Origin of the sequence: Myxococcus sp. XM-1-1-1, assembly GCF_020037095.1 — a bacterium.
Lineage (GTDB): Bacteria > Myxococcota > Myxococcia > Myxococcales > Myxococcaceae > Myxococcus > Myxococcus fulvus.
The window spans coordinates 43,091-50,147 of record NZ_JAIQDH010000042.1 but is presented as its reverse complement, the minus strand read 5'-3'; the positions used below and the strand labels follow the sequence as shown (position 1 = coordinate 50,147).

5 protein-coding genes are annotated in these 7,057 nt (G+C 65.5%); 4 read left to right on the top strand and 1 reads right to left on the bottom strand.

What is annotated here, in order from left to right:
- Positions 1-631 precede the first annotated feature (631 nt).
- On the top strand, positions 632-1,105 hold the full coding sequence (locus K8640_RS41535) for a hypothetical protein (protein ID WP_223752139.1): 474 nt from the start codon (positions 632-634) through the stop codon (positions 1,103-1,105).
- Between the two features lie 422 nt (positions 1,106-1,527).
- Complete coding sequence (locus tag K8640_RS41530; RefSeq protein WP_223752138.1) at positions 1,528-2,613, top strand: PD-(D/E)XK nuclease family protein; 1,086 nt, start codon at positions 1,528-1,530, stop codon at positions 2,611-2,613.
- A 134-nt stretch (positions 2,614-2,747) separates the two neighbouring features.
- Here the strand turns inward: K8640_RS41530 and K8640_RS41525 are convergent, their stop codons facing one another.
- Positions 2,748-3,725 carry a DUF932 domain-containing protein gene (locus K8640_RS41525; RefSeq protein ID WP_223752137.1) on the bottom strand — a complete coding sequence of 326 codons (978 nt, stop codon included), beginning with the start codon at positions 3,723-3,725 and terminating at the stop codon, positions 2,748-2,750.
- Positions 3,726-3,967: 242 nt separating this feature from the next.
- Between K8640_RS41525 and K8640_RS41520 the strand changes: the two genes are divergently transcribed.
- Positions 3,968-5,902 carry a serine/threonine-protein kinase gene (locus K8640_RS41520; protein WP_223752136.1) on the top strand — a complete coding sequence of 645 codons (1,935 nt, stop codon included), beginning with the start codon at positions 3,968-3,970 and terminating at the stop codon, positions 5,900-5,902.
- Between the two features lie 90 nt (positions 5,903-5,992).
- The gene (locus K8640_RS41515; protein WP_223752135.1) at positions 5,993-6,898 is read left to right on the top strand and encodes a DUF2381 family protein; all 906 of its coding nucleotides are present in this window, start codon (positions 5,993-5,995) and stop codon (positions 6,896-6,898) included.
- Positions 6,899-7,057 lie beyond the last annotated feature (159 nt).

Here is a 7,057-nt window from a genome sequence, read left to right as displayed (position 1 = left end):
CGGTTGGTTTCACCGAGGAGCTTCCCTCTTTCCCGCTCGTCCCTGCTCGCCGACTACACACTTATAGGGACACGACCGTCCGCCCACGCAGGGCTGACCGCTCCATAAGGCGCGGCGTGCCGCTGTTGCTCTTCGCCCGGGGAGCCCCGTTTGATGAGCCGACGGGGGTGTGGGCTGGCGTTGACCGCTGGTCTCGAATGCACGGCCTAAAGGGCCTCCAGGAGGGCGCAGGACGCGCGAGGGGTGGGGGAGGGCTCCTGCCGCCGCCTGGAACCCATCAATGAGCCCCTGGACGACCCTGGCGCCTTCCACCGGCGGACCCGGCGGCTGCGTCGCCCCGCGGTCCTCGCTGCGTCCCTCGGCTTCCCGACCTTGGCCATCACGACCCCTCGGCTGTAAGCGGCACGACTGTTATACGACAAGAAAGCCCTGAAAATTCAATTGGTTATGTCCTTCCTCCGTGCTCGGTGGCGAGCCCTTGAGAGTCCTCATTCCTAGAGGAGTCGCGGTGATTTGTAGGAAATAGCTATGACAGCCCTGACTGGGGCCACGTGTCTTCCTCCTGCGACACGTCCCCCCTCGCGCGTGTGAGAGGATCTGCGGGCTGCATTCCGTGTGTCACAATTATTAGGTGAGCAACCAATATTCTGCGGATTCTGACAACCTGATTCAGCTCCGTCCCGCCACTGACAATCAATCCGCGCCCGCGCTGAGCAAACCGCAGCCTCCGCGCGTTGGCCTGTCGGGATTCGACCAAGCCGCGGCGGCGACCTTCGTCACCGGGGACACAGGCGAGCTCGTGGAGCACGTGCGCCAGCACGCCGAGGCTCTCTCCGGCCCAGCGAGCCGCGAAGTGCGTGCCCGCACTTTGGCCCGTGCTGTCGCCCGGGCCTCCCTACAGCTCACGAACCTCGAGCAGATGTTGGGCGATTGCTTGGCCCGCCGCGACGAAGCCGGCGTCACGATGGTGGACAAGCTCCTGCGTTCCACCACCGCCCGGCTCACAGCTCTGTTGGCCGAACTACGCCGCGAGGAGGAGGGGCCGCAGCGCTCGGTCGTGGTGATGGCCCGCACGGACAACGTCAACATCACCGGGATGCGTTAGCTGTGGCGCTCTACGCCGATCAGCTCGTTGCCCGCCTCAGCTTGGCCCAGCTGCGCGTGCGTTTCCCCCCGCGAATCTGGCGGGGGCTCCGCGAGGTTACGCTTGATGCCGCTGGCCACCGCTGCATCGTGGGGTTGCTGCGGGTCCCCAGCACGAGCTGTCACGGTGGCTGGCGTACGTTCTTCCGGTGTCCGGCGTGCCAGAGGCAGGTCGGCGCCGTCGGGTGCCTGGAGGGGAGAGGGTGGGGGTGCAACGCGAAGGAGTGCCTGGGGTGGCGGGGGCGTCCTCGGCGGCGCATCGAGCTGGCTTCGCAGACGCCGTGAGCCATGGGGCTGTGACGGGAGCGGGGCGACAGACCACCTTGCTGTGCGCACACGGATATGGTGCTAAAAACCGCGTGCCTGCGCATCAAGGAGGACTGAATGTCATCGTCCAGTTGGACTGGTCAGCCAATTCTTGCGGTACTCGGTAGCAAGGAGGAGGATCGCTTCACAGAATTATTGGTACATTTGCTCCAAGCACCGGAGGTGCTCCGTGCCTTTATGAGGGAACTCTGCGGCATCGAAGTCTCAGAAGCGGAGTTGGTTTCCTTGAAGGCCCGAACGCAGGTGACGGTGCCAGGAGGCCGTCCTGACATTGTGATTCAGGGGCCTGCACGCTACTGCCTATTCGAGGCGAAAGTGAGTTCCTGGCTTCATGAAGGGCAGTTGCTGCCGTATTCCCAAGAACTCCAAAGATGGCAGATCGCTCATCCTGGGGGCAAGGCTCATCTCTTCCTGCTAGCGCCGAGCCAAAGCTCACGGGGCTTGATGCAAACGGCATTACAACAACTAAGTCAGGCCGCCGTGACGTCCGCCGAATTGAGCGTTCTTGATTGGGAAAAGGTGGCTGAGGTTCTCGCAAAAACGTCTGAACAAGTCAGCTCTCTGCGGCTCCGCGTTTATCTGCATGACTTCAAGGAGCTTGTCGCCTATCGGATGGGGGAGCCAGAACGCCCCTTCACTCGGGAGGAAGCCCAGTTGCTGGGAGACCCACTGGTGGCCCGTGCCTTGTTGAGGGCGCGTAGGCTCATTGGTCGCATCGTTTCCACCTTGGAGGAGCAGAATGGTGGCATGATCAAGTCGCGTCGGTACGCTGGGCCTGAGTGGGATGGATATGTGTTGCGAGCGCTAGGTCGTTGGTGGTGGTTTGGATTCTGGCCAGACGCATGGGCAACTGCTGGCGAGAGTGCTCTTGTTCTTCAGGTGCCGGGATTTCGTGAGCAACACTTCGGCGATCTGCCTGCTGGTTTTATGCAGCCCTTGAAGTGCCGGACATCAAAAAACGAGACATGGTGGGTTGTCCCGCTGGTGCTCCGAGAACAGGTCGATCTCGACATTCTGGTCGCGGAGCATGCAGCTACGATTTCTGCTTGGATGAATGGGTTCCCTGAAAGTGGTGGCCTGAGTTCAACCGAGGAGGGACCTCCCGAAGCTGGAGGCCCGGACTCTCCTGCGAAAGAGTCATGAACGGTCGCTAGTGATTTCCTGGCCGCAGGTCGTTGAGTTCGCTTGCGTAGCTGGGCAAAAGAATGCGGGCGTAGAATGAGACGCCCGCTACGACCTGGGTATGTTGTAGGACGAGTATCCTACGGACGAAAGCCCTACGCACGCAGACGCACGCGGGCCTCGTTCATGATGCTCGTGAGGGCCAGCTTCTTGATGGCCGCGGCCTTGCCCATCCAGATGGACTCCAGTCGCATCGCCTCGATGGGCTTGCCTTTCACCGACCGGGTGTTCCGATGGTGGTCGGCCCACTCGCTGACGGCCTGGAGCGCGGCCCACGCCGTGTTCTGAATGGGTCCCTCGATGCCGGTGCCGCAGTGGAAGAGCTGGACCACCTTGTTGCGTGCCTTCTCGAGGCGAGGGTGTTCGGCCTTGTCCTGGGGCAGGGGAAGCACCACATCCAGCACATTGCGCAGCTGGTGTTCAGAGAAACGGGTCATAGCAAGATGATCGCCCAGGGCGGCGAAGCGCTCATAGCCCTGCACGAGGCGACGGAACGCACGGCCCGCCTCTTCAAGCCGGACCCGGGCACTCGTGGTGTGGATTATATGCCACTCGGCCCCGTCGCGTTCTCCGAGGGCGACGCCGATGGTGTTCTGGCAGACGACGCGTGTGGCCACGTTCTTGAGCGTGATCGCCGTGGTGCCGTCGTGGCCGCAGTAGCCCAGGATGTAGCGCTTGATGGGACTGGAATCCCCGCGCACGCGCATGGGCTCAGGGAGTTCGCCGAGGAGCCATCCACGGACGCCGTTGCGGCCCAGCGTTCCGGCTGTGTGGAAGATGCAGCGCACACCGCCGGCGGCCTCCACGAGCGTGCGGGCCACCTCCTCGAACTGGATGATCTCGTAACCCCGGTTGACGGTCGCCAGGTAGTCACCCGTGTCCTCGCGGAAGAGGGCCTTCTTGTCCGGGATGGGGCTCTCCATGGGCGGCGCGAAGACATCTCGCTCGATGGCCGTGTAGAAGCCGGCGGCCTGCACGATGGAGTCGTAGTCGGCGTTGGCCGGCAGCGCCGTCCCCAGGCCATGCCAGGGCTCCTTGCCGACGTACGTCATCTGATTGAGCTCGTAGGGCATCGTGTCCTCGTGATGAAGGCGGACCCCGGGCGTGAGGACGTGGAGCTGGTGCGCCACGCCCACGCGCTCGCGGTGCACTTCATCGGTGGTGGATTGGAGGAAGACGCACGGGCCGCAGGCCAGGCGCCAGCGGAGTCGTCCGCCACGTACTTATACCGACGGAGCGTGGGGCAATTCGTTCCTGAGCAGCGGTGTCTCCCCAACCTGCTAGGTTATGCCGCTCGATAGGGAGGTGGCGCGTCATGGCCGCAGGGGACGAGAGCTGGCTGGTACACCTCGATGAGCTAGGGCCAGGGACGCTCATCGACACTTGGCGCGTGGTGGAGCGCCTGGGCGCGGGCGGCTACGGGGCCGTGTACAAGGTGGAGCATGTGGCCGAGCCGGGCGCTTGGTACGCGCTGAAGCTGGCGTTGCACCGACGCGACAAGCGGACCCATCGCGAGGAGCAGTTGCTCATGGGCAAGGCGATGCACCCCAACGTGGTACGCCTGCATGCCATCGGGCGCTGGCCGCATCCCGCGAATGGCAACCCGTACTTCGTCATGAGCTGGGTGGATGGGCTGGCGCTGGACACCTGGGCCGAGACGCTCAACCCGTCCTTCCGCCAGCTGGCGGAGAAGGCCGGCAAGGTGGCCCTGGCCCTGGGGGCCCTGCACGAGCGGGGCGTGCTGCACCGCGACCTCAAGCCCGAGCACATCCTCATCCGGCAGAGCGACGGCGAGCCCATCCTCATCGACCTGGGTGTGGGCTACTTCGCGGGCGCCGACACCCTGACCCTCTCGGTGCTGCCCCCGGCCACCCCGCACCTGCTCAGCCCCGAGGCGGTGACCTTCTTGCGCACGCACCACCAGCTGCGCGGGGCGCGTTACCAGACGAAGCCCACCGATGAGCTGCACGCGCTGGGCGTCCTGCTCTACCGCGTGGTGACGGGCCATTACCCCTACAGCCCGAACCTGCCGGTGGACCTGCTATACGCGGCGATTGAAAGCACCGTGCCGCCCGCGCCCTCGGAGTTCAACCGGAGGGTTCCCCGGGCCCTGAGCGACCTGCTCATGCGCCTGCTGGCCAAGAGCCCGCGGGAGCGCCTCCAGACGGGCCAGGAGGTCCACGAGGCACTTGTGGCGGCGGTGACCTTTGGCCTGGCGGCGGCCTGGGAGGCGAGCCTTTTCGAGTGGGAGGAGCTGCCCCCGGCCGAAGGGCAGGGCGTAGCGCAGCGGCGCATCCGTCGGCCCCAGTGGCCCACCGAGTCCAGCACGCCGCCACCTCGCGAGCCGGTGCTGAAGCGCTTCCTGCACATGTCCATGGCTCGCGAGAGGCGCTCCGAGGTCGTACCGGACAAGGCGCAGTCCGCGGGAGTGCGCGGGCCGCGCAGTCGCGGATGGCCGTACTTCGTCCTCGTGGTCGCGCTGGCTGTCGGCATCTTCGGGGTAAAGGTGCTCGGTTGGTGGCCCTTCTCTCCTCACGTGGAGGCGATGCCCGAAGCTCCTCGGGTCGCCGTGGCCGGGCTACCTCATGGGTTGCCAGGTCATGAAGTGGCGCAGCAGGTCAAGTCACCCGAGACTGCCTCTACCGCAGCTCCGCCCGAGGCGGTTCCCACCCCTGCGGTCGTTGCCACTCCCGCGACGCACGTTGAGGATGAGGTTTCCGTGAAGAAGACGGTTGCTCGACCTTCCACCCCCACCACGCAGAGCAAGTCCACGGGCCTGGGCTCCATGGGCAAGACCCTCTGCGTGGGGGTTACGTCCGCGGCACTGGCCTGCACGGGCGCACAGGTTCGTCCCGAGCCACCGCCCGAGCCGTGCCCTCCCGGTGCCGTGGCGGCCATGGAGAAGCTGGGGATTCGTGTGGGGAACGAGGGGCTCGGGACCTTCTTCTTCGAGGCAAAGAATGTCCAGCCCACCACCGTCACCGAGGGCATGGTCAACGTGAGCTATGCACGCGGGCTGGGAGACATGCCGCAGAACTCCAGGCTGTCCGGCAGGCTCATTTTCGGTGAGCGCGTCTACGGGCGGCTCACCCGGGCCCGCTCAAAGGACGGGACAATCGACATCCCCGTGTGCCTGGAGCTGTGGGACAGACAAGGCGGACGCGGGCTCATCGACCTTGGCAAGCGTGGCCCCACCACCGCCACGGTTCTCTCCACCGTCGACCTGAAGGCGGTGAGGGAGTTCGAGTAGAGCCGTCCGCCCGGGCGGGCGCTGGGCGCGGCATGTTAGAGGCAACGCAGCAAGTTGCTGCTCCTCTCCGTACTCCAGAGGTTTCCTCCCGTGACCGCTTCCTCGCCCGTATTCCTCCTGGCGCTGGTTCTTTTCACAGGGACTGCGCTCGCCGCTCCATGCTTGACGGTGCGCCACATCGAGATTCCGGCGTTGCCCGCGGGGGAGGCGCAGCCGGTCTGCATCAGCCCTGGGCAGACCACCGTGTTCAGCTTCGACGCCCAGCTTGCTCCGGGGTCTGTCACGCTGGAAGGGGCGGACGGCTTCACGATGGTGGACCCCGGCGCCAGCACACTCAAGCTGGTACCCTCGGAGAAGGTGCCCTTGGGAAAGTCGTTGAGGTTGACGGTGCGCTTCGCGGACAACGCAGCCCCGTCCAGCGCGAGCCTCATGCTGGTGGCGCATGCCGAAGAGGCCGCTTCGCTAGTGGAGGTGCACCGGCGGGAGCGCACCGCCGAGTCCTACAAGCAAGAGTTGAAGGCGAAGGAGGCGGAGGCCCAGCAACTCCGGGAGGACGTCGCCCGCCTACGCGCCGACAAGTCCGGACCGGGCGGGTTGCGGGGGCTGCTGGCCTCGGGGGCCATGGGGAAGGAGGGGGTCGCCTCCAAAGAAATCTCCCCGACGCTCACCGTACCCCCGACGATGTCGCTACGGGTGTTGGCCGTCTCGGCTTACCGCTCCGCCAGCCGCGTGGCTCTCGCGGTGGAGCTGAAAAACCCGGAGGGGGCCCCAACGTGGACGGCCGAGGGGGCGACGCTGACTCTGGAGGATAAAAGGGGCGTGACCCTCAAGGTTTTACCGGTCTGGCAGGACGCACCCATTGCGCCAGGAGAGAACCGATTCGTGGTGGTGGAGGCCGATGCCACCGAGGAGGAGGCCCGCAGCACCTTCACCCTCAAGATGTGGGAGGCGGGCGGGACGAGGACCGTGACGATTGGCGGCGTGGCGTTCCCGTGAGCGCTGCGCCATCACGGCGTCCCTTTTGCGGCATCTCGGGGGGGGCGGTGAACCGGCGGTCGGTAGTTTGCTGACTGCCGCATGGCTGTCCTGGTGCTGTCGGCAAAAATGAGCGCCCCGGGCACCACTTGAACCTCAGGCCCGGCGAGCCGCCACGGC